We start from the raw sequence: 19145 nt of genomic DNA, 5'->3' as shown, positions 1-19145 counted from the left end.
CACCGCGCCGCGCCCCTGCGGCCCCGGCCCCCGGGAAACCGCCCGTCGCGTCGGCGGCCGTACCGCTCGGGCCTCAGCGGCTGTACGTCGTGCACAGGACGTTCTTGCCGCCGTCCACGTCGTAGATCCAGTAGTAGTTCCGGTCGTCCCGGCTCCGGGAGCAGTAGCCCTGCGGATAGGTCTTCTGCGCCCGGTGGTACCCGGTGATCCGCAGGGTCGCGTTGAAGCCTGCGGGAACCTTCTCCGCGTCGCAGCTCCAGACGTTCATGAGGCGTGACTCGGTGACCTTCGTGCCGCTGATCCTGGCCACGAAGCACTGGCCCGTGCGGAACTGGCGCTCCACGCACAACGACACGCCGAAGTCCGGCACCGAGCCCGAGTGGTACCAGTACGTACGGCCGTTGCCCACCGGGCAGTCGCCGAAGCGGATCCCCTTCCGCGCGGACGTCACCCGCGTGTAGGCGTCGGCGGCGCCGCAGGACACCGTGCGCGGCACGGACGTGGACCAGTCCTCGTACCCGTCGTCGTACGCGGTGAGGCAGTCCCCGGTCGAAACGTTGCGGAAGGCGGTGTCGGCGGCGTCGGGCGTGGGTGCGGGGTCGTCGACGGTGGTGGAGGCGGACGAACGGGAGCCGCTTCCGGTTCCGCTGCCGCCACCGGAGGACGAGGTGTACCCACCGCCGGACGAGCTGGTGGACGTGCTGGTGCCGCCACCGGTGCTGCCGTCGGAGCCAGGTTTCCACGGCTGCCAGATCAGCAGCACGACGAGGACCACCGGCAGGAGCCACCAGCCGCCGGAGGAGCCGTTCCCGGTGGCCGGGGCGGCGGCACGCGAGCCGGAGCCGGCGGCCGAGCCGGAGCCCGCGCCGGAGGAGGAGGCCGAGGAGGCGGACGGGCGCGAGGACGACGAGGCCCTGGTGCGGGCCCGCTCCTGACGGAGCCGTTCCTCGCGTCGCCGCTTCTCGGCCCGTTCGGCGTCGAGCCGGGCGGCCCGCTCGCGAGCGGCCCGCTTCTCGGCCCGCTCCCGTTCCGCGCGTTCGTGCTCACGGGCCGCCCGCTCCCGTTCCCGTGCCCGCTTGCGTTCCTCCTCCTCCCGCTTCCGTTCCTCCTCCCGCTGCCGCTCCCGTTCGCGCTCCCGTTCCTGGGCCTTCTCCCGTTCCGCACGTGCCCTCTCCTCCGCCGCGACGTCCCCGGTGTACACACGGGTCCGGGGCGGAGGCGGCACCGCCGACGTGCGCTGGTCCACGGTCGGCTCGTCGGGGCCGGCCGTCGCGGAGCGGCGCAGTTCGTGGCCTCGTCGCTCGTACTCCTCGATCAGTGCCGTCCAGCGCGGCGGCAGCCAGCGACTCCCGCTCTGCGAGAGCGGCAGCCCGGCCATCGACCGCCGGAACTCGCGCAGCACGTCCGCCGGTGCGGGACGGTCCGCCGGCCGCACCGCCAGACAGGGACGGATCAGCGGGACGAGGTCCTTCGGCAGCCCGTCGAGGTGCAGTTCACCGCGCTGCACCCGCGCGAGCAGCGCGAGCGTGTCGCCGTCGGCCCGGTACGGAGGCCGTCCCGTGGCCAGATGGAAGAGGGTCGCGCCCAGTGAGTACACGTCGGAGGCCGTCGTCGAGCCCTCGCCGCGAGCCTGCTCGGGCGAGGTGAAGGCGATCGTGCCGAGGGTGAGGCCGGTCAGGGTGAGGTCGTTGGCGTGCGAGATGCCGAAGTCGATCAGGCGGGGGCCGGTCAACGGCAACAGGATGTTCTGCGGCTTCACGTCCCGGTGGACGATGTTCCCGCGATGCAGCACGACGAGCGCCTCGGCCGTCCCGGCCGCCAGCCACCGCACCGCGGATGCGGGTAACACCCCTGCGGAACGCACCAGTTCGGACAGGGAGGGGGCGGGTATGTAGTCGATGGCCATCCAGGGGACTCCGGCGTCCGGATCGGCCTCCCGCACGCGCGCCGTGAACGCGCTGTCGATCCGTTGCGCCACCTTCACCTCGCGGGCGAACCTGCGCCGGTCGACGGGGCTGACCTCCCCTTCCGCCAACAGCGTCTTGACCGCCACGAGTTGTCCGTCCGCGGCCTGAGCGAGGTAGATCCGTCCCATCCCGCCGGAGGCCAGCCGCCCGAGCAGCCGGTACGCCCCGAGCGTCGCCGGATCGCTCTCGCCCAGTGCCTCCAGCCGTGGCCCCGCCATGTCGCTCCCCCCGTCGCCGCATGGTGTGCCGAACAGGGTCCCACGGGAACCCCGCGGCCGTCCCGTGCCGCGACGGCGCGACGTCCATGACGGGTTCGTTCAGGACGGGAGGTGTGGAAGCACTGCGCGGCGGAAGCCCTCTGACACGCGCAGCAGCGCCGCCGGGGGAGCGGCGGCGCTGCTGGTCGGGGATGCTGCGTGGCGGTCGACGCCGTGGCGGGGTTGCGAGCTGCTGCCGGTTTCCACTGAGGTGAGTTGTGGTGAGCGGGAGCGAGTCCTTGCGGTGGGTTCGCGGGGTGGGAACGGAGGTTCTGGAGCCGAATGGGTGACCTCGGCGGTGGTTGCTCGTTGGGCTGGGTGGCAGGTGTCCAGTCGGGGGAGGGGGTGATGTGGTGGGTGGTGTGCGGGAGTTGGCCGGGTCCTTCGTGGTGTCCGGGCCTTGCGGGGTGGCGGTCCGGGACCGTCTGAAGCACCTCACGCCCCAGGACGAGAGTGTTCTGCGCGCGGTCGGTGAGCATCAGGGCCGCCTCGCTTCGCGTGATCTCAAAGCTCGCTGTGCGGATGGCCTGGAGCACAGCGCGGACACCTGGGCGTCGCGCAAGCGGAACCTGACCGCACTGTCTTCGCCACGGATCGCGGGAGCGATCACCAAGGCCACGCACGGCCAGTGGGCACTGGCCCGTCGCTGCCAGGCGGCACACATCCAGACGCTGGAAGCCTGGATCAGGACGCTGCGTCACCGCCTGTCCCTCCCGATCGGGGAACCCGGGACGAAGCAGGCCGCGGGCGGCTACCGCTCCAAGGGCGAGTGGTTTCGCAAGTCCCGGCGCCTGGCCGCGCTGGAGGCACGGCATGCGGCCGTTGTCGCCGACCGGCAGGCCGGACGGGTGCGGGTGGTGCGGGGCGGCAGACGTCTCCTCAACACCCGCCACCACCTCACCCCAGGCCCGGCTCACCAAGGAGCGGTGGCGGGAGCGCTGGGAGGCGGAACGCTGGTTCATCGCCGCCGACGGTGAGTCGGGCAAACGGTTCGGGAACGAGACCATCCGCATCACCCTGGCCGGCGAAGTGTCCATCAAGCTGCCCGCCCCGCTCGCACACCTGGCCAACACCCGCCACGGCCGCTACACCCTCACCGCCCGCATCGGCTTCGCGCACCGGGGCGCGGAGTGGGCCGACCGCATCACCGCCAACCGGGCCGTCGCTTACCGCATCCACCTCGACACCGACCGCCGCAGCTGGTACCTCACCGCGTCCTGGCAACGCCCCGCCGGCGGACCATCCCGTTGGAGACTGCCCGCGCCCGGGGCATGGTCGGCGTCGACACCAACGCCGACCACTTCGCCGCCTACCACCTCGACCGGCACGGCAACCCCGTCGGCGACCCGCACCACTTCTTCTATGACCTGACCGGCACCACTGCTCACCGCGACGCACAACTCCGCCACGCCCTGACCTGCCTGATCCACTGGGCCAAGCGAGTCGGTGTCGTCGCGATCGGCATCGAAGACCTCGACTTCACCACCGAGAAGACCCGCGAGAAACACGGCCGCCGAAAACGGTTCCGGCAGCTGATCTCCGGCATCCCGACCGGCAGACTCAAGGCCCGGCTGGTCTCCATGGCAGCCGAACAGGGCCTGAGCATTGTCGCGGTCGACCCCGCCTACACCTCGGTGTGGGGTGCCCAGCACTGGCAGAAGCCACTGGCCACCCCGCACCGCACCATGACCCGTCACGATGCCGCCGGCATCGCGATCGGACGACGCGCCCTCGGGCACCCGGTCCGGCGTCGAACGGTACCGCCCCCACACGACCGGAGTGATCGTGCGGGGGCATCGGACCGCCCAGGCCCCACCAGGCACCCGAGGACGTGACGGAAACCGCCCACCCGCAACGGACCGGCTCCCCGGAGGGCCGTCACCGAACGGGAAGCGAAAGCGGGGACCGAGTGCATCCAAAACCGTTCGGGATGCGCCCAGCACGCGGCAGTGGGTCCAGGACTCACTCATGCGTACTGGTTAGGAACGGTTACGGCAGTCCGTGGACGTGCGGGGCCACCGCGTTCGACCAGGCGTTGCCCGACTTGGCGTCCCAGTTGGTCGACCAGGTCATCGCGCCGCGGATGCCCGGGTACTTCTTCGAGGGCTTGAAGCTGCCGCAGTTGGTGCCCGAGGCCAGGCAGTCCAGGGCCGCGTTCACGACCGACGGGGAGACGTAGCCGCCGCCCGCACCGCTGGTGGAGGCGGGGAGACCGAGGCCGACCTGCGAGGCGTCGAGGCCGCCCTCCAGCTGGACGCAGGCGAGCGCGGTGAGGAAGTCGATCGTGCCCTGCGAGTACACCTTGCCGTCGCAGCCGAGCATCGAACCGCTGTTGTAGTACTGCGTGTTGACGACGGTCAGGATGTCCTTGACGTTGAGCGCCGTCTTGAAGTACTCGCCCGAGGTCGACTGCATGTCGATGGTCTGCGGGGCCATCGTGATGACGAGGCCGGAGCCCACCTTCTGCGACAGCTGGCGCAGCGCCTTCGTCATGTACGTGGAGTTGAGGCCGTTCTCCAGGTCGATGTCGACGCCGTTGAAGCCGTACTCCTGGATCAGGGTGTGGATCGAGTTCGCGAAGTTGGTGGCCGAGGCGTCGCTGTTGACCGAGATGGTCCCCTTCTCGCCGCCGACCGAGATGATGACGTTCTTCCCGGCGGCCTGCTTGGCCTTGATGTCGGCCTTGAACTGGTCGACGGTGTAACCGTTCAGCCCGGCCGTGTCCAGGTTGAAGGTGACGGCGCCCGGCGTGGTCGTGGCGTCGGCGAAGGAGACCGCGATGATGTCGTAGTTCGCGGGCACGTCGCTGAGCTTCTGCACGGTCGCGCCGTTGTTGAAGTTCTGCCAGTAGCCGGTCACCGCGTGCTTGGGCACGGAGGGGTTCGGGTTGGGGGTGCCGCCGTCCTTGGCCGTACGTGCGCTGATGGCCGCGGACTTGACGGACTCGCCGGCCGCGTTGGTGGCGGTCACGGCGAACTGGTACGCCGTGTCGGCGGCCAGGCCCGTGACGGTGGCGGAGGTCCCGGTGGTCGTGGTGGCCTTGGCGCCGTCCTTGTAGACCGTGTAGCCGGTCGCGCCGGACACCGCGTTCCAGGAGAGCGACACGGAGGAGGTCGTGGTCGTGCCGACCGCGAGACCGGAGGGCGCGCCGGGAACCTGCGGCGTCTCGCCGCCACCGTCGCCGCCGTCGGGGCCGCTGACCGAGACGTCGTCGACCAGGTAGGCGGCCTGCCCGTACCAGCCGTGCGTGTACACCGTGACCGAGGTGGTGCTCGGGCCGGTCTTGAACGTGGTCGTCAGCTGGGTCCAGCCGGTGGAGCCGGGCGACCAGGTGGAGACGTCGGTGGTCCCGGTGCCGGTGGCGCCGAGGTACGCGTACCCGCCCTGCACCCAGGAGCTGAGCGTGTAGGTCGAGTCCGGCTTCACCTTGACGGTCTGGGAGCAGCGCGCGTTGTCCTGTCCGGCCGGGGTGGCCTTGAGGGCGCCGGTGCCGCCGTGCACGGGGGAGGAGACCACCTCGCCGGTGCCGCCGGAACACGTCCAGTCGGCCAGCCCCGCCTCGAAGCCCGGGTTCTTGGCGACGTTGACGTCGGCGGCCTGGGCGCTGCCGACGAGGGCGGTGGCCGTGAGCGCGCCGGCCGCGAGGACGGCCATCGCGGTGCCGAGCAGCGGCCGGGTGTGGCGCATCCGGGCTCTGGGCCCGTGGGCGGGGGAGAGTTCCACTTTGCTGCCTCCGTGGGGGAGTCGGGGGATCGGACGGTGAGGGCCGACGGGTGGGGACCGGCGGGTGGGGAAGGCGGACGCGGCTCACGGGCCGGTGTCCGGGGTGGACCGGGGAGCGTGCGGGGCGGGTTGACGGGGCGTTGGTGCTGCGGCGGTGCGTCCCCGGAGCACGGAGATGGGGGTGAGGTTCGGGGACGGGGCCGGGGGTGGGGGACGACTGGCGGGGGAAGTAGGGGAGAACGGGGGCGTGTTCGACCGTGTCGGTCGGCGGTACCGCCGCTGTCCGGGGAGTTGCGGGGGATGGCGGGGCGGGGGAGCCGGACGGCGGCGGTCGCCGCTGGCCGCTAAAGCTGGTCCAGACCAATCGAGTTGTCAAGACCTCTGGCAGCGACCGCGGTCGGGTACCCGGTCGCCGGGCCGGCTTCCCGGTCGCCCCGCCGGTCGTTCGCGAACGTCCCGTGAACACCCCGCGAACCCTTCACGATCACCGCCGGGCCTCCATGAATTGACGTTTTGTTGACCCCGTCCCGCCCCGTGCGGGTGACGTGGTCCAGGTGCTCGGACAGTGACCGCCCGCCCGTCGTCGGGTCGCCGGGCGCCCCGGTTCCGCATCCGGCCTGACATGCGGAGACGAATTCGGGGTCACGGCCGCCGGAAGGCCGATCCGTAACTCTCCGCAGTGGTATAGAAGTTAACGATTTTCGATTTGATCCGATTTGGCGCGCGAGCGTTGACCCGGCGTCTTCCTCGCGTTGTCGTACTGGCCTCCGGAAAGTGTTCTCTGCCAGGTAAGACGTGGATAAAGTGCTGAGGCAGAGCGCGGATCAGAAGTAATTGCGGCCGACGTCATGACCGATGTTTGGCCGGAGTTGAAACGGGGAACGGTGTGCCGACCGCAATAGCAGTGACAAGTGCTGATCTGGTACTGCCTCCGGCCGACCAGCAGACGCCGACCGCCGCGCTGCTGCAGGCTCCGGATGCCCAGCCGCTGGAGATGGCCATCGGGGACATGCACGTGCTGCTGGAGCAGCACGGCTACGTCGTCGTTGTCTACCCGAGTAGCATCGCTCCCGCCCATGAACGTCGGCTATACTCCGTGCGTTCCGTTCTGGAGAGCGATCGCATCGCTCTGCTCAAGGTGGACCTTCCTCCACTGGGCGTCGCCGTGCTCGTGCGGCAACTGCGCCAGTTGTCCATCTGCGACTTCAGCCCGGGAGTGGTCGCCTCCGCCGCCCGGCTGCTGTCCCACTACATCCATGCGGGCGCGCTGCTGCACTCCGTCACCAAGTTCGACAGGGTGCCGGTCGACCTCCGCACCCATGCCAAGTCCTGGGTACCAGGCTCCCAGTTCGCGGTGGTCGCGAGTCCGGAGCCACAGCTCGTCACGATCGGCCCGAAGGCGGAACCGCCGACCGGCCCGGAATTCCCCACCGAACTGATGACGGCCAAGGGGCAGTCGCAGTCCGAGTGGGTCAAACAGACCCTCGCGCCCGCGTGGAAGGTCCAGACCGTTCACGAGGCCGCGCTTCCCTCCGGCTCCCCTGGCTGGTGGGGAACCGGAAAGCTGGTGGAATTCGCCGCCTATCTGCCAGACATCTCCGTCCTGTACCAACTGGTGTGCTCCGTGCGTCGGGACATCTGCCACTGGTGCGGAATGGAACTCATAGGTGACCTCTGCGGGTTCTGCTCCTCGCCGCTGCCCGCGGCGGAGAACCGAATCCACCACGCCGGTGTCCTCAGCCACGGAGCGCCCGCACCACCACGGTCCTAGCGCTTCCGCTTACCTCCGTGGACGCCCTCCTGTCCGCTGCCCCACGCATCCGAATCGAACGAGGTTGTCCGGCCCATGAACTCCCGCCAGCGCCGCGGCGTGATACTCCTGCTCCTGTCGGTTCTGTGCGCCTTCGGCGCCTTCGCCGGCGTGCTCTCGGTGATCAGCGACGTCAACTCCAAGGTGGGCCCCGAGGTTTCGGCCTACCAGCTCAAGTCCGACGTCGCCCCCTACACCGCCCTGTCGTCCGGGCAGTTCGAGAAGATCTCGATGCCCAAGCGCTGGCTCTCCACGAACGCCGTGACCGACCTCTCCGAGGTGAACGGCAAGATCGCCGTCACCCAGCTGCGCAAGGGCTCCCTGCTCCAGTCCGACATGATGCAGAAGCGCCCCGAACTGCAGCCCGGGGAGCAGGAGATCGCCATCATGATCGACGCCGCGACCGGCGTCGCCGGCAAGATCACGCCCGGTGCCACCGTCAACATCTACGCCACGTTCGCCGGTGAGCGCGACGGGGATCCCTCCCAGTCGAAGGTCATCGTCTCCAACGCCAAGGTGCTGGACGTCGGCAAGCTGACGGCCCTGGAGCCCAGCCGCGACGGCAAGTCCAACATGGGCACCGAGGCCGTCCCGATCACCTTCGCCCTGAACACGCTCGACACCCAGCGCATCGCCTACGCCGAGTCCTTCGCGCAGCACGTACGCCTCGCGCTCCTGGCCTCCGGAAGCGACAGCACCATCCGTCCGGGCGACCGCACCTACACGCTCGACAAGGACAAGTGAGGATCGGATGACCACGAGGATCCTCCCGGCCGTCGGTGACGTCGACGCGGCCAGATCCGTCACCACCCTGCTCAGCCAGCTCCCCGACGCCGAACCGGCCGCCCCGGTCGGCGACTCGACGCAGCTCATCGACACCCTCGCCCGGCTGGCCGGCGAGTCGCTCGACGAGCTGCCCGAGGTCGTGCTGGTCCACGAGCGGATCGGTCCGGTGCCGGCACTGGAACTGATCCGGGAGGTCTCGCTGCGCTTCCCCGCGATCGGGGTCGTGCTGATCACCGCCGACGTCACCCCCGGCCTGTTCTCGTCCGCGATGGAATCGGGTGCGCGAGGCGTCGTCACCCTGCCCCTGAGCTACGAGGAACTCGTCAACCGCGTCCAGTCCGCGGCCCAGTGGTCCGCGGGCGTCCGCCGCCACCTGAGCACCGGCGCCGAGGTCTTCACCGGCCCCGGCGGCGCCGTCGTCACGGTCAGCGGCGCCAAGGGCGGCGTCGGGACCACCGTCACCGCCGTACAACTCGCCCTGGCGGCCCAGGCGTCCGGGCGCAATGTCGCCCTGGTCGACATGGACCTCCAGGCGGGCGACGTCGGCTCGTACCTCGACGTGCAGTTCCGGCGGTCCGTCGTCGACCTCTCCACGATCACCGACATCACGCCGCGCGTCCTGTCCGACGTCGTCTTCACCCACAACACCGGACTTTCCCTGCTCCTGGCACCGGGTGAGGGCGAGAGCGCCGAGGAGGTCAGCGACCGCTCGGCCCGGCAGATCGTGAGCGCGCTGCGCACGCGCTACGAGGTCGTGGTGATCGACTGCGGCAGCCAGCTCCAGGGCGCGAACGCGGCGGCCATCGAGATGGCCGACACGGCCCTGCTGGTCACCACCCCGGACGTCATCGCGGTGCGCGGTGCCAAGCGCCTCGTACGGATGTGGGACCGGCTCCAGATCCGCAAGGCGGAGGAGACGGTCACCCTCGTCAACCGTTTCACCCGCAACACCGAGATCCAGCCGCCCCTCGTCGAGAAGATCACCGGAACGCGGATGGCCGAGACGGCCGTTCCCGCCAACTTCAAGGAACTCCAGGCCGTCGTCGATGCCGGCCGACTCCACGAACTCGACTCCAAGAGCACGGTCAAACAGGCCCTCTGGGCCCTTGCGGGCGAGCTCGGCATCGTCAAGGTTCCTGAGAAGGCGGAGAAGAACGGCGCGAGGAGCGGCGCGAAGTTCAAGAACGACCGGGGCTCGATCGGCCGCCCCCGCGGCGGCCGGCGCGACGGCGACTCCCGGAACCGGGCGACGACCAAGGGGGCAAGTTGACCAATGGCACTCACCGAGACGACAGACACGGGGATACCGGGAAGGCATCGCGCCGATCCTTCCCGGCCGGGCGCCCACGGGTCCTCCCGGGCGCGCGGCCGGTCGCGTGACGGGCTGAACGGACGCGAGCGGGCGCATGGGCGGTCGCGGCTGCGGGAGCGGATGTCCGGGCGCGAGCGCGACCGGGGCCAGACCGCGATCGAGGGCCTGGGCATGACCCCGCTGATCATCCTGCTCGGCATCGCGCTCTGGCAGTGCGCCCTGATCGGCTACACCTTCTCCCTCGCGGGCAACGCCGCCGACCAGGCCGCGCACCAGGGCGCCATCACGGAGGGGATCCGTGGGGTGGAATGCCAGGAGGCGGCCAGGGAGGACCTCCCGGACGCCTGGGAGGAGACGATGAGGACGACGTGCAGGCGGAACTCGTCGGGCATGTACACGGCCCAGGTGAGGCTCAAGGTGCCGGTGCTGGCGCCCGGAGTGCTCAACTGGCCGTTCACCGTCACGGGTCACGGCGCGTACCCGATGGAGGGCTGAGCGATGAGCGTGAGCACACTCGACGGCACGGCCCCGAACCCCACTGAGGCCACCCGCCACGACCGCGGACAGGTCGCCATCGAGTACCTGGGCTTCCTGCCTCTGCTGCTCCTGGTCGGCCTCCTCACGATCCAGACCGGCATCGCCGCGTACGCCGCCAACCAGGCGGGCACCGGGGCCCGTGCGGCGGCCCGTGCGGCCAGCATGTCCATGGGCGGCTGCGACGACGGAGCGGCCAGGGACGCGATGAGCGGCTGGACCGCCGCCCGGGCCGAAGTCCGCCCGGACGGCTCCTCCTTCGACGAGGTCACCTGCACGGTCAGCGTCGAGGTGCCCGACATCATCCCCGGCGTCAACATCTGGGGCAAGGCCGAACGCAGTTCCACGATGCCCCGCACCTGACCCCGGGCCGTACGGCACGGCCGTCCCGTAGGCGGTTCAACAAGCAAGTCGGAACGAGGAGTGACGCAATGAGTCTGCGGGCACGCATGAACGCCCCCGAGAAGAACGGCGGGGGGCGGGAGGACAGCCACATGGTGGCGGCCTACCGTGCCAAGCTGCTCGAAGAGATCGACCTGGCCGAGATGTCCTCGCTCGCCGCCGCAGACCGGCGGGCGAGGCTGGAGCGCGTCCTCAGCCACATCATCAGCCGCGAAGGTCCGGTCCTCTCGACCGTCGAACGCACGCAACTGATCCGCCGGGTCGTCGACGAGGCGCTCGGTCTCGGCATCCTGGAACCGCTCCTGGAGGACGCGTCCATCACCGAGATCATGGTGAACGGGCCGGACCAGATCTTCGTCGAACGCAGCGGCAGGGTCGAACAGCTCCCGATGCGCTTCAGCTCGCACGAGCAGCTGATGCAGACCATCGAGCGCATCGTGTCGACCGTCAACCGCCGCGTCGACGAGTCGAATCCGATGGTTGACGCGCGTCTGCCCAGTGGTGAGCGTGTCAACGTGATCATCCCGCCGCTGTCGCTGACCGGCGCGACGCTCACCATCCGACGGTTCCCCAGGGCCTTCACGCTCCAGGAGATGATCAGCATCGGCTCGCTCGACGAGCAGATGCTGATCCTGCTGTCCGGCTTCGTCCAGGCCAAGCTCAACGTCATCGTCTCCGGCGCCACCGGTACCGGCAAGACGACCCTGCTCAACGCGCTCTCCGGACTCATCCCGAACAGCGAGCGCATCGTCACCATCGAGGACTCCGCCGAACTCCAGCTCCAGCAGAGCCATGTGATCCGACTGGAGTCCCGACCGGCCAACGTCGAGGGCAAGGGCCAGATCACCATCCGCGACCTGGTCCGCAACTCCCTGCGTATGCGCCCCGACCGCATCGTCGTCGGTGAGGTCCGAGGCGGCGAGTCGCTCGACATGCTCCAGGCCATGTCGACCGGTCACGACGGTTCGCTCGCCACCGTCCACGCCAACAACGCCGAGGACGCGCTGATGCGTCTGCAGACCCTGGCGTCGATGTCCGAGATCGACGTCCCGTTCGAGGCGCTGCACGACCAGATCAACAGCGCCGTCGACGTCATCGTCCAGCTCACCCGGCACGCCGACGGTTCCCGAAAGATCACCGAGATCGCCGTCCTGGACTCGCACGGCCGCGACCCGTACCGCATCGTCTCCGTCGCCCGCTTCAACGCCCGGCCGATGGACTCCGAGGGGCGGATCGACGGCGACTTCCAGTACCTCCCGATCCCGCGCAGGATCGCCCAGCGCCTCTACATGGCCAGCCAGCCCATCCCGCAGGCCTTCGGGGTCGCCGATTCCGCCGAACAGCTCGCCACCCGAGAGGCCAACTAGGTACCGAGCCATGACCAATCTCCCTCTTCTCACGATCGGCGTCACCCTGCTGGCCGGTGTCACGGGCGTCGCCGGCCTGCACGCCTACTCCGGCGGCAAGGCCGACAGCGACGCCCTGGTGGACCGGCTCTCGCGCACCGGCCCGGTCACGGAGGGCGGGCGCCACCGCCGCTTCCGGGCCATCGACAGGAGGCTGCGCAAGACCGCCCTCGGCGAGAAGCTCGAACTGAAGCTGGCCGCCACCGGCCTGGAGATCACCCCCGGCGAGTTCCTCGTCTACGCGATCCTCGCCATGGCCGCGCTGTGGATGATCGCCTCGTCCATGCTCGCCAGCTTCTTCGGCCCGGTCGCCGCCCTCATCGGCCTCTGGGGCACCAACGCCTTCCTGAACTGGCAGCGGACCAAGCGCACCGAACGCTTCATCAACCAGCTGCCCGAACTCGCCCGCATCCTGGCCAACGCCACCCAGGCCGGCCTCGCCCTGCGCACGTCCATCGGCATGGCCGCCGACGAGATGGAGAACCCGGCGGGCGAGGAACTGGCCAGGGTCGCCCGCCGTCTCGCCGTCGGCGAACCACTCGAGGACGCGCTGAGCGAGATGACCGACCGGCTGCCCTCCCGCGAACTCGTCGTGCTCGTCACCACCCTCGTCCTGTCCAACCGGGCCGGCGGTACGGTCGTCAGCTCCCTGCGCAACCTCACGGAGACGCTGGAGGAGCGCAAGGAGACCCGGCGCGAGGTCAAGACCCAGCTGTCGCAGGTGACCGTCACCGCCTACGCCGTCCCGATATTCGGCCTCGGCGCCATGCTCCTGATGAACGCGGTGATGCCCGGCGCGCTCGACCGCATGACCGGCGCCTTCATCGGCCAGGTCGCGGTGGTCATCTCCATCGCCCTCTACACGATCGGATTCATCGTGATCCGCCGTATGTCCCGGATCGACGTCTGATGGGCGGGGGAAACATGGACCTGCTGCTCGCCGGCCTGATGGGCCTCGCGGTGTACGGAATCACCGCCGGTATCCGTATGTACCGGCGCGATGCGAAGCTCCCGGGCGACCTCGCGATCGCCCTGGAGGTCGGCGCCACCCGTACCAGCGCCGTCGGCTCCGGCATCGACCGGCTCGGCATGCGCTGGGCGCCCGCGGTGCTGCGGATGATGGGCCCCAAGGCCGTCAACAAGAAGCGCCGCCAGATCGACCTCGCGGGCAATCCCGGCGGTCTGACCATCGATCGCTACGCCGCCCGCCGCGCCGTCTACGGCGGCCTCGGCGCGTTCGGCGCCCTCGTCATGCTCATGCGCGGCCAGCTCTTCCTGGCCCTGGTGCTGATCGCGTTCGGCATGTTCTGGGTCGAGGTCGGCATCTGGTCCGCGGTGCGCGTACGCCGTGACCACATCGACCGCACCCTCCCCGACTTCCTCGACGTGCTGGCCGTCGTGGTGTCGGCCGGCCTCGGCTTCCGCCAGGCCCTGGCCCGCGTCGCCGAGAAGTACGAGGGCCCCTGGGCCGACGAGCTCAGCATCACCCTGCGTCAGATGGACATGGGCGTCAGCCGCCGCGAGGCATTCGACCAGCTCCGCAAGCGCAACGACTCGGAGCAAGTCGCCATGTTCGTGACGACGCTCCAGCAGGGCGAGGAACTCGGTGCCCCGATCGTCGAGACGTTGATCCAGATCGCCAACGACATGCGGCGCACCGACGCCCAGAACGCGCGCCGCAAGGCCGCCAGGGCGGTGCCCAAGGCGACCTTCGCGGTCACGACCTTCCTGCTCCCCGGAACGCTGGTGCTGCTGACGGTGGGCTTCGTCTACGGAGCCAACATCGACTTCGGCTTCCTCACCGGCGGCGGATGACATGACCGGTCGAGCGGTGGCCGGTCGGCCGGAGGGAGGTGAGGACACATGGCGTTCCAACTCGGCGGTACTCAGAGCGGGCTGGACGCGGAGGTGCGCCAGGCGATAGCCGATCCCGGTTCGCGCCCGGCGTTCGCGATCCAGCTCAACGCGCTCCAGGCGATGTGCCGACAGGTCTTCGGCTTCCGGCTCGCGATGATCGCCATGGCCACCCCGTTCGCGATCGCCCGCACCGCGGCCGGCCCGGCGTCCTGGCTGATCGGCTCTGCCATCCTCGTCACGTTCATGGGCTCCTACGCCCTGTTCCGCGACTGGGAACGCTTCGGCCCCGTCCTGCTGCGCCATTCCTGGCTGCTCGGCATCGACGCCTTCTTCGGCGCCCTGCTGCTGGTCACGGCCACTCCCGAGTCCACGCTCGCCTATGTCACCGTGTGCACCCCGCTGCTGGCCGGGCTCGTCTCCGGTTGGCGCGGGGCGGCGGTCTTCGCCGCACTGCAGACCGTCATCGTCCTCGGCCTGTACGTCACGGACCACAAGCTGCATCCTGCCGATGCCACGGCAGTTCTCCTCCCCGGCTTCTGTGTGATCGCGGGCGCCCTCGGCGTCGCCCTGCGCAATCTGCTCCTCCGCTTCGGAACGGCCAGCCAGGCCCTGACCGAGACCAGGGCTCGTCTCGCAGTGAACGAGGCAGTGGAGGGCGAGCGCACCCGCCTCGCCCGCGAGATGCACGACTCGGTCGCCAAGACCCTGCACGGCCTGGCTCTGGCCGCCGACGGTCTGGCCGGATCGTCCGACCGTATGGACCCGTCCACCATCAAGCACCAGGCCGAACTGGTCGCCCGCGCCGCCCGGCGCGCCGCCGCCGAATCCCGGGAGCTCCTCTCCGATCTCCGCCGCGAGTCCGGACTCGATGGAGGCGTGGACGTCGTACGCGAACTCCAGGCCCGGACCGAGGACTTCAGTCGTCGTCACGGCCTCACGGCCACCTTCCGCCTGTACAACGACATCCCCGTGCCGACGGTCCCCCAGGCGGTCGCTCGTCAGCTGCTCACCGTCGCCTCCGAGGCGATGGAGAACGCCCACCGCCACGCCTGCCCCACCTACCTCGTCGTGCTCGCGGGCGTGAAGGGCGACGTCCTGCGTGTCAGCGTGTACGACGACGGCTGCGGCCTGCCCGCGGGCATCACCCTCGACGACCTGCGGCACGCCGGACACTTCGGCCTCGTCGGCATGGTCGAACGGGCCGCGACCATCGGTGCCCGCATACGCATCGGAAAGGGGCAGGCGGCCAAGGGCACCGAGGTCCGCCTGGAACTTCCGATCGCCGCTCTCAGCACCACGGCAGAAGCGAAGCAACCCGGATGACCGGCCATCGACCGGGCACTGAACCCGAACAGCGGCCAGACCCATCCGATCGAAATCCACCCTCACCCCCCATAGAACCCTGAGAGGAGGTCGCAGATGCCGGACGACGTCTCCCGCGCGTCGGACCAGGACTGGACGGCGCGGAACCACGCCTCCCAGCACATGTCCCAGCACGTCACCCCGCTCACCTCGGAGACCGGTGCCCAAGCGTTCCCGGTCCCCGTACCCGTCACCCAGCAGTCCGCGGCATCCGAGTCCCTGCCCCCCTTCCCCGCGCCGCCGGCCCCACCGGCCGTCGGCGCCCTTCGGGTCGTCGTCGCGGACGACAACCCCGTGGTCCGGGCCGGCCTGGGCGTCCTGCTGTCCGGCCGGGACGACATCGACGTCGTCGCCGAGGCCGTGGACGGACGGCAGGCCTACGACATGGCCGTCCGGCACCGCCCGGACGTCGTTCTGCTCGACGTCCGGATGCCCGGCGTCGACGGCATATCCGCGCTGCCGCACCTCGTGCAGGTCGCACCGGTCATGATGCTGACCTACAGCCGCGAGAACGAGATAGTCCACGAGGCGCTGCGTCTGGGCGCGAGCGGCTATCTGGTCCACGGCGAATTCACGGCCGACCAACTGGTGCAGGCCGTACGCGACACGAAGAACGGGCGCGCCCATTTCACCGCCACCGCAGCCAACGCCCTCCTCGCCCACATGCGTCAGGGCCCGGGGCCGCAGGGACGGCCCCTTCCGGAGGGGCTCGGAACGGCCCTGACCACGGCCGTTCCTTACCAGGGCATGGGCGCCGACGGCCACGGCCCGGGCCTCGCCAAGCACCACGATGCGCCTGCATACGCCCCCGAGCCCGAAGCCGCCCCACCTGCGACGCGAGAAGCTCGACCGCCGCAGGGTCTTTCGCATCTGCAACCGGTTGTGGCACAGTCTTCCATGGCCGGGGGAGCGAGCACATCCCTCAACAGGCAGCAGTACGGGCTGAGTTCACGGGAGGTGGAGGTCATGGAGCTGATCGCGTCCGGCATGAGCAATCAGCAGATCGCCGCCACCTGCTTCATCAGCGAGAAGACGGTCAAGAACCACATCAACCGCATCTTCACCAAGTTGCACAGTGCAAGCCGCAGCGAGGCCATCGCCCGCTGGCTCGGCACGGCTCCCGCGACGGTGCCCGGGGCGCGTCGGTCCGGTGGTCGCCGTGGCTGATCGTGCGAGCGCGAACGGCAATCGGATCGCCGGCGTATGCGCGGGGCGTGGGGCCCAGCACGCGCCGACCGAGACCCAACTGACGCTTTGGGCCCGGGAATGGGCCCTGGGACCCTCCGGCGGACAGAGTGCTTCGCCGTATGTTTCTCATGTCGCCGGCGGCTCCGGCCAGGAGGAAGCCGGATCTGCGGGCGACGCCCACGAAACGTGCGAGTCGGCCGTCCACCGGTCGGCCGAACCCGGAGGGGAACCCCATGTCGAACATCACCCTGAAGACCGCCGTCCGCGTCAACGGTTGGGCCAACACGGCGGTCAGCGCCATCCAGAAGCGCTGCGAGGCCAAGGACCGCGGCCAGACGGCGTTCGAGTACCTGGGCATCATCCTGGTGGTCGTGGCGATCATCGGTGCGATCATGGCCACGGGTATCGGTGGCGCGATCTCGAGCCGGATCTCCGGCCTGGTGGACTCCATCACTGCGGGCTCGTGATCGGTAGAAAACGCCGCGATGCAGGGCAGGTTTTCCCCATCTACATGATGATGGTGGCATTCCTGCTCTTGCTCGCGTTTGCGTTCTTCGCTGTTGGCAAGGCTGCGGCTTTGCGTAACGGGGCTCAGGGCGCGGCAGACGCAGCAGCGCTGGCCGCCGCATCCGAGTCCCGTAAGCAGTTTGAGGGGCCTTTCCTTGCTTCGCTTCCCGGAAAGATGCTGGACGCGTTCCTTCAGGGGCACGCAGTGCTCGGCTGCCCCGCCGCTCAGGGGCTCGCATCTGCGAACAAAGCAGATGTCAAAGCTTGTCGCGCGATGCCCGGAGGCTATCGAGACCTGATCGAGGTCAAGGTCAAGGGTCGTGATTCGGTTGACTCGTCGGTGATTCCCGACTCGAAGAAGAAGCGGGCGCAGGCCAAGGCTACGGCCCTGATCGAGTGGCGCTGCCCTGATTGGGAGTCCGTGGACTTCGACGACGACGGCGTCCAGGACATCTACTTCTTCTCCTGCAAGGGAGGGGACTTCCTGGAGATCCAGCCGAGCAGTCCGCCTCCGTGGGACCGCGTGAGCAAGATCCTCTTTGACGTGCGTCTGGTCGAAAACTGACAGCGAACGACGAGTAAAGGAATCAGAATCCATGAGCATTCGGTGCTCCACCAGGTCCAGAAGGGCCGTGGCGGCCGTCTCGCTGACGGCGGCCCTGGCTCTCGCCGTGGCCGGTTGCGGTACGGATGACGGCGGAAAGTCGGAGAACACCGGCTCGCAGTCGTCCACCGTGCCTTCCGCCGCCACCGGCTCCTCCGATGGCGACAAGGCCGCCAAGCAGGAGGACACGGCGGCTGATGACAATGTGGACCCGAATGTGAAACTCGCCCAGGTCAATGGGCGAGACGGGCTGACCCTCGTCGTCAACGAGGTGAAGCGGGACACCGGCGGATTCGTCACGGTTAGCGGCCTGATCAAGAACGACGGGGACGGCATTCGCAGCGCCGGACAGTGGGCGGGCAACGAGAGCGTCATCGTGGCCAAGAACCCGAACTCCGTAGCGGGTGCGACACTCGTGGACAAGATCGGCAAGAAGCGCTACTACGTCCTGCGGGACACGGAAGGGCGGTGTCTCTGCACCACCGGGCTGACGGCTATTCAGCCAGGGAAGTCGGTCTCCGTCTTCATGCAGTTCCCGGCTCCGCCGGGAACCACCACTGAAGTCGACTTCACGCTGCCGACGTTCGGCACAGCCTCGCTGAAGATCTCTGGGTGATGGCCGACATGACCCACACCTTGACCCGCCGCAGGCAAACGCGGCTCGCGGGCCATGTCGTCGCGGTCGCTTTGCTCGTGGCGAGTTCCATGGTCCTGGGGGCGTCGAACGCGGTCGCCGACGACGACCCGAGCGTGCCGCCCGGCATGGAGGCCAATTCCGTGCCTCCCGTCCACATCGACCCCGACGATCCCGACCTGAAGATGCCCGAGGGTGGCACGCTCGCACCCGCGAAGGTCCTCGACATCGTCCAGGTGATCGAGGACGAGGGCGGTGAGGAGCGTCGCGAGGACAGCAACGCGAACGTCAAGTTCGCGCTCCAGGCCGAGGTCCTCTTCGGCAAGGACAGCGCGAAGCTGAGCCCCGCGGCCCACTCCCGCATCGCGGCCATCGCGGCCGAGATCAAGAAGCAGAACGCCACGAAGGTGCGGGTGTTCGGCTTCACCGACAACCTCGGCTCGGCGGCCCACGGTGACGTGCTGTCCAAGCAGCGCGCCAACGCGGTGCAGTCGGTGCTGGTCAAGGACCTGGGCTCGACCGTCGCCTTCGACATCCGGGGGTACGGGGAGCAGTACCCGGTCGCGAGCAACAGCACGGAGGAAGGCCGCAAGAAGAACCGTCGCGTGGAGGTCTCCTTCCCGCGCGGCAGCTCTTCCTGAGACATCCGCGCCGACGGCAGGGTGTTGGGTCTCAAAACTCGCTGCATGATCTCAGCGAGAACTGCACGGCGGCGGCACTCATGCCGCCGCCGTGAGACTCGCAGGTCGGGGCGTCATCCATTTGGGTGGCGAGAATAGTGATCCGTCCCGCCTGC

General features: G+C 69.3%; 16 protein-coding genes and 1 pseudogene. 15 read left to right on the top strand and 2 right to left on the bottom strand.

Annotation, left to right across the window (positions count from 1 at the left end; translation table 11 throughout):
* Window positions 1-73: 73 nt before the first annotated feature.
* Window positions 74-2185, bottom strand: a complete 2112-nt coding sequence (locus tag AB0E67_RS03580) for a serine/threonine-protein kinase (protein ID WP_362020372.1) — start codon at window positions 2183-2185, stop codon at window positions 74-76.
* A gap of 392 nt (window positions 2186-2577) precedes the next feature.
* Here AB0E67_RS03580 and AB0E67_RS03575 point away from each other — a divergent pair.
* Window positions 2578-4207 (top strand): annotated as a pseudogene (locus AB0E67_RS03575) (IS200/IS605 family accessory protein TnpB-related protein).
* A gap of 6 nt (window positions 4208-4213) precedes the next feature.
* Here AB0E67_RS03575 and AB0E67_RS03570 read toward each other — a convergent pair.
* Complete coding sequence (locus AB0E67_RS03570) at window positions 4214-5878, bottom strand: glycosyl hydrolase family 18 protein (RefSeq protein WP_362021431.1); 1665 nt, start codon at window positions 5876-5878, stop codon at window positions 4214-4216.
* Window positions 5879-6851: 973 nt separating this feature from the next.
* On the opposite strand from AB0E67_RS03570, the gene AB0E67_RS03565 reads away from it, so the two are divergent.
* The 14 genes from AB0E67_RS03565 to AB0E67_RS03500 all read left to right on the top strand — a co-directional run bounded on the left by AB0E67_RS03565 (window position 6852) and on the right by AB0E67_RS03500 (window position 18990).
* The gene (locus tag AB0E67_RS03565) at window positions 6852-7718 is read left to right on the top strand and encodes a hypothetical protein (RefSeq protein WP_362020369.1); all 867 of its coding nucleotides are present in this window, start codon (window positions 6852-6854) and stop codon (window positions 7716-7718) included.
* Window positions 7719-7793: 75 nt separating this feature from the next.
* A complete protein-coding gene (gene cpaB, locus AB0E67_RS03560) occupies window positions 7794-8501 on the top strand; it encodes a Flp pilus assembly protein CpaB (RefSeq protein WP_073781699.1) in 708 nt (235 codons plus the stop codon).
* A 7-nt stretch (window positions 8502-8508) separates the two neighbouring features.
* Entirely contained in the window at window positions 8509-9813 is a 1305-nt protein-coding gene (locus AB0E67_RS03555) for an AAA family ATPase (protein ID WP_351517456.1), read from the top strand.
* A gap of 162 nt (window positions 9814-9975) precedes the next feature.
* The gene (locus tag AB0E67_RS03550; RefSeq protein WP_362020365.1) at window positions 9976-10350 is read left to right on the top strand and encodes a pilus assembly protein; all 375 of its coding nucleotides are present in this window, start codon (window positions 9976-9978) and stop codon (window positions 10348-10350) included.
* Between the two features lie 3 nt (window positions 10351-10353).
* Window positions 10354-10752 carry a TadE/TadG family type IV pilus assembly protein gene (locus tag AB0E67_RS03545; RefSeq protein ID WP_362020363.1) on the top strand — a complete coding sequence of 133 codons (399 nt, stop codon included), beginning with the start codon at window positions 10354-10356 and terminating at the stop codon, window positions 10750-10752.
* A gap of 68 nt (window positions 10753-10820) precedes the next feature.
* On the top strand, window positions 10821-12158 hold the full coding sequence (locus AB0E67_RS03540) for a CpaF family protein (protein ID WP_362020360.1): 1338 nt from the start codon (window positions 10821-10823) through the stop codon (window positions 12156-12158).
* Between the two features lie 10 nt (window positions 12159-12168).
* Complete coding sequence (locus AB0E67_RS03535; RefSeq protein WP_362020357.1) at window positions 12169-13107, top strand: type II secretion system F family protein; 939 nt, start codon at window positions 12169-12171, stop codon at window positions 13105-13107.
* A gap of 14 nt (window positions 13108-13121) precedes the next feature.
* Window positions 13122-14012 carry a DUF5936 domain-containing protein gene (locus AB0E67_RS03530; RefSeq protein ID WP_362021428.1) on the top strand — a complete coding sequence of 297 codons (891 nt, stop codon included), beginning with the start codon at window positions 13122-13124 and terminating at the stop codon, window positions 14010-14012.
* A 48-nt stretch (window positions 14013-14060) separates the two neighbouring features.
* Entirely contained in the window at window positions 14061-15377 is a 1317-nt protein-coding gene (locus AB0E67_RS03525) for a histidine kinase (RefSeq protein ID WP_362020354.1), read from the top strand.
* 96 nt (window positions 15378-15473) lie between these two features.
* The gene (locus tag AB0E67_RS03520; RefSeq protein WP_362020351.1) at window positions 15474-16583 is read left to right on the top strand and encodes a response regulator transcription factor; all 1110 of its coding nucleotides are present in this window, start codon (window positions 15474-15476) and stop codon (window positions 16581-16583) included.
* Between the two features lie 254 nt (window positions 16584-16837).
* Window positions 16838-17071 (top strand): hypothetical protein, encoded by a 234-nt coding sequence (locus AB0E67_RS03515; RefSeq protein ID WP_362020348.1) that lies wholly within the window; start codon window positions 16838-16840, stop codon window positions 17069-17071.
* Window positions 17068-17676 (top strand): pilus assembly protein TadG-related protein, encoded by a 609-nt coding sequence (locus AB0E67_RS03510; protein ID WP_362020345.1) that lies wholly within the window; start codon window positions 17068-17070, stop codon window positions 17674-17676. Before AB0E67_RS03515 ends, AB0E67_RS03510 begins: the two co-directional genes overlap by 4 nt.
* Window positions 17677-17707: 31 nt before the next feature.
* A complete protein-coding gene (locus AB0E67_RS03505; RefSeq protein ID WP_362020342.1) occupies window positions 17708-18331 on the top strand; it encodes a hypothetical protein in 624 nt (207 codons plus the stop codon).
* Between the two features lie 8 nt (window positions 18332-18339).
* Entirely contained in the window at window positions 18340-18990 is a 651-nt protein-coding gene (locus AB0E67_RS03500) for an OmpA family protein (RefSeq protein WP_362020339.1), read from the top strand.
* Window positions 18991-19145: the final 155 nt, after the last annotated feature.

Source organism: Streptomyces sp. NPDC032161 (genome assembly GCF_040636995.1).
Taxonomy (GTDB): Bacteria; Actinomycetota; Actinomycetes; order Streptomycetales; family Streptomycetaceae; genus Streptomyces.
Note: the sequence above shows the minus strand (reverse complement) of the source record. Positions and strands in the feature narration are given on the sequence as shown.

What these genes read in the sequence shown, in the direction of transcription:
- AB0E67_RS03505 (WP_362020342.1), top strand. Translation starts at nt 17,708, where the DNA reads ATGAGCATTCGGTGCTCCACCAGGTCCAGAAGGGCCGTGGCGGCCGTC.
- AB0E67_RS03525 (WP_362020354.1), top strand. Translation starts at nt 14,061, where the DNA reads ATGGCGTTCCAACTCGGCGGTACTCAGAGCGGGCTGGACGCGGAGGTG.
- AB0E67_RS03515 (WP_362020348.1), top strand. Translation starts at nt 16,838, where the DNA reads ATGTCGAACATCACCCTGAAGACCGCCGTCCGCGTCAACGGTTGGGCC.
- AB0E67_RS03535 (WP_362020357.1), top strand. Translation starts at nt 12,169, where the DNA reads ATGACCAATCTCCCTCTTCTCACGATCGGCGTCACCCTGCTGGCCGGT.
- cpaB (WP_073781699.1), top strand. Translation starts at nt 7,794, where the DNA reads ATGAACTCCCGCCAGCGCCGCGGCGTGATACTCCTGCTCCTGTCGGTT.
- AB0E67_RS03550 (WP_362020365.1), top strand. Translation starts at nt 9,976, where the DNA reads ATGTCCGGGCGCGAGCGCGACCGGGGCCAGACCGCGATCGAGGGCCTG.
- AB0E67_RS03540 (WP_362020360.1), top strand. Translation starts at nt 10,821, where the DNA reads ATGAGTCTGCGGGCACGCATGAACGCCCCCGAGAAGAACGGCGGGGGG.
- AB0E67_RS03520 (WP_362020351.1), top strand. Translation starts at nt 15,474, where the DNA reads ATGCCGGACGACGTCTCCCGCGCGTCGGACCAGGACTGGACGGCGCGG.
- AB0E67_RS03545 (WP_362020363.1), top strand. Translation starts at nt 10,354, where the DNA reads ATGAGCGTGAGCACACTCGACGGCACGGCCCCGAACCCCACTGAGGCC.
- AB0E67_RS03530 (WP_362021428.1), top strand. Translation starts at nt 13,122, where the DNA reads ATGGACCTGCTGCTCGCCGGCCTGATGGGCCTCGCGGTGTACGGAATC.
- AB0E67_RS03500 (WP_362020339.1), top strand. Translation starts at nt 18,340, where the DNA reads ATGACCCACACCTTGACCCGCCGCAGGCAAACGCGGCTCGCGGGCCAT.
- AB0E67_RS03580 (WP_362020372.1), bottom strand. Translation starts at nt 2,185, where the DNA reads ATGGCGGGGCCACGGCTGGAGGCACTGGGCGAGAGCGATCCGGCGACG.
- AB0E67_RS03555 (WP_351517456.1), top strand. Translation starts at nt 8,509, where the DNA reads ATGACCACGAGGATCCTCCCGGCCGTCGGTGACGTCGACGCGGCCAGA.
- AB0E67_RS03570 (WP_362021431.1), bottom strand. Translation starts at nt 5,878, where the DNA reads ATGGCCGTCCTCGCGGCCGGCGCGCTCACGGCCACCGCCCTCGTCGGC.